Annotated in this window: 2 protein-coding genes; both read right to left on the reverse strand. The window is 68.0% G+C overall.

Features of this window, described 5'->3' with window-relative positions:
- On the reverse strand, nucleotides 1-653 hold a 653-nt coding region (locus V6M46_RS18605), incomplete at its 3' end, for a VOC family protein (protein ID WP_332667856.1).
- Between the two features lie 87 nt (nucleotides 654-740).
- Nucleotides 741-2,213, reverse strand: a complete 1,473-nt coding sequence (locus V6M46_RS18610) for a lipase maturation factor family protein (protein ID WP_332667858.1) — start codon at nucleotides 2,211-2,213, stop codon at nucleotides 741-743.
- Nucleotides 2,214-2,536 lie beyond the last annotated feature (323 nt).

A 2,536-nucleotide genomic window follows, 5' to 3' on the forward strand; every position in this document is an offset into this window, starting at 1 on the left:
CCCTGCCCGATGTCGATTCGCGTCGCGCCGAGTGAGACCAGCCGATCGACCTCCGCCTGCTGGTCGACACCGGCCGGGGGAGCGATGTCGAGGTGCAGGCGGTTCTTCCCGGTCTTCGGGGCGACGGGCGGCCCGCCCCAGGCCATCTTCGAGCCGCCGAGCGGCGACTGGATCGCGGTCTCTTCGTCCTGGTCCCAGACCAACGGCCAGCCCAGCGCCGCGCTCCAGAAGTACCCGACCTCCTGCGTGCCGTCGCAGTTGATCGCGCCGATGACGCCGGTGTCCGCGAGGAAGTTGTTGCCGGGTTCGATGACACAGAACTCGTTGCCCTCCGGGTCGGCCAGCACCACGTGGCCGTCGTCCGGCGTCTGGCCGATGTCGATGTGCTGGGCGCCGAGCTCGAGCGCCCTGGCCACCGTCTGCTCCTGGTGCTCGAGGGATGTGCTCGTCAGGTCGAAGTGCATCTGGTTCTGCCCGGCCTTCTGCTCCCGGCTCGGGAAGATGCCGATCCGGTACGCCGTGCCGTCGTCCGGCACGAGCTCGAAACCGTCGTCCTCGTCGGTCATGTCCCAGCCCAGGACGCCGGCCCAGAATCGTGCGAGCAGAGCCGGATCGTGCGCGTCAAAGGTCACCGCATAGAGGTTGGACGTCATGTCGGGTCCCCATCTCCGAGTCGTCGACTCACGAACGCGTGCGCGTGAGGTTGGCAACGCTAGAGACCCCGAAAAGCCGCGTCAACGTCAGGGAATGATCCGCGGCGGCCCGAAGGTCGTCGCATGAGGGACACGCCTCAGGGTGACTGGTGGCAGGAACTCGCCGACGGGCTCGCGTACCCACCAGTCGCGCGTCTGCTTGTGCTCGGCGCGGGTCGTGAATCGGTAGCGGTAGAGCAGCGCGCGAACGAAGCGTGGCGGGTTGCCGGAGAACGGGTCGCGCCGCAGTAGCCGCGACACGTGCCGATCGCCCTCCAGGAGCCGTTGCGCGAGGGTGCGGAACCACGGCTCGGCATAGCTGGGGGAGAGCGCGGCAAACCACATCAGCCAGTCGAGGCGCAGGTGGTACGGAGCGAACTGCCGCGGCCGGCGGCCCGGGTCACCCGGCTTTCCCTTGAACTCGTACTCCTGCCAGGTCGTGTGCTGGGTGAGGTGCTCGTCGTGGGTGCCCTCGATGACGATCTCGTAGCGGGTCTTGGTCACACTGCCGAAGGCGCCGTAGGAGTTGACCAGGTGCCAACGGTTGAACGAGGTGTTCATCCGCTGGTTGCGCGAGAGCATGTTCGCCACGGGCCAGTAGCTGAGCACCGCGACAGCTGCGGTGACCACGCACACGGCGACCACGAATGCCACGGGTGTCTCGGCTCCCGCCGCGTGGTCTGCGGAGCCCGGCAGGACTGGGGCCAGCCAGCTGTCGGGGAGCGCGGAGCAGGCGAGCACGATGGCGAGCCAGTTGAGCCAGGAGAAGTTGCCGCTGATCACGAGCCACAGCTGCGTCACGATCATCACGGTTGCGGCGGTTCCCGACACCGGCTGGGGTGCGAACAGAGCGAGCGGGACGACCAGCTGGGTGAAGTGGTTGGCGAGCACCTCGACGCGATGGAGCGGCCGGGGGAGATGGTGGAAGTACCAGCTGAACGGTCCGGGCATCGGCTGGGTCTCGTGGTGGTAGTACAGGCAGGTCAGGTCGCGCCAGCACTGGTCACCGCGCAGCTTGATCAGACCGGCGCCGAACTCGAGGCGGAAGAGCAGCCACCACAACAGGTAGAGCGTGAGGATCGGCGGTTCGGTGTCGGTGTTGCCGAGGAAGATGGCCAGGAATCCCGTCTCGAGCAGCAGCGACTCCCAGCCGAAGCCGTACCAGCGCTGGCCGACGTTGACGATCGAGAGGTAGAGCAGCCACAGCACGCCCCAGACGAGCATCGCCGGCGCCAGCGGTATGGCATCGGTGAGCCCCGCCACCGTGGCCAGGGAGAGCGCGGCGCCGCCCCACGCGACGCCGAGGAACGCCCGGTCGGAGTGGTAGAGGTGAAGGAGACTCGGCGACCGCCGGAACGACGTACTCTCGACGAACCGCCGCGCCGGCGTGAGGCCGCGTTCGCCGAGCAGGGCCCTGTACTGGTTGGCGGCGACGACGAAGGCGACCAGGTAGACCGCCGCCAACGACCGCTGGAAGAGCGTACGGGCCAGCCAGCTGTTCTCGGCAATGAACCAGTCCATGACAACTCCAGAGCGGGCTGCCCATGCGCGGTGGGCACGTGACCAGCGGCCGGATCCCAAACCGCTCCCGCTGCGCCCGTACCCGTTCTCGTCGACCCCAATCCGTGTTGCCCGGGGACCGGGCACCTTCCACTCGCGTGGCGGCGGGCGGCCGAGGGGCCCAGAAGGAGGAGACACGGGTAGCTCGCGGGAGCGTCCGGTGCGGCTCCCACGAGTCATGCGGAAACGCTCGTGGCGGTGACAAGATGGCATGGCGGAGTTGGACTGCACCGTAAGAACATTCCCTCCCGGGTGCTCCCGAGAGCTCGTTGTTCCCATCTCGA

The organism is Aeromicrobium sp. (assembly GCF_036676885.1).
Classification (GTDB): domain Bacteria; phylum Actinomycetota; class Actinomycetes; order Propionibacteriales; family Nocardioidaceae; genus Aeromicrobium.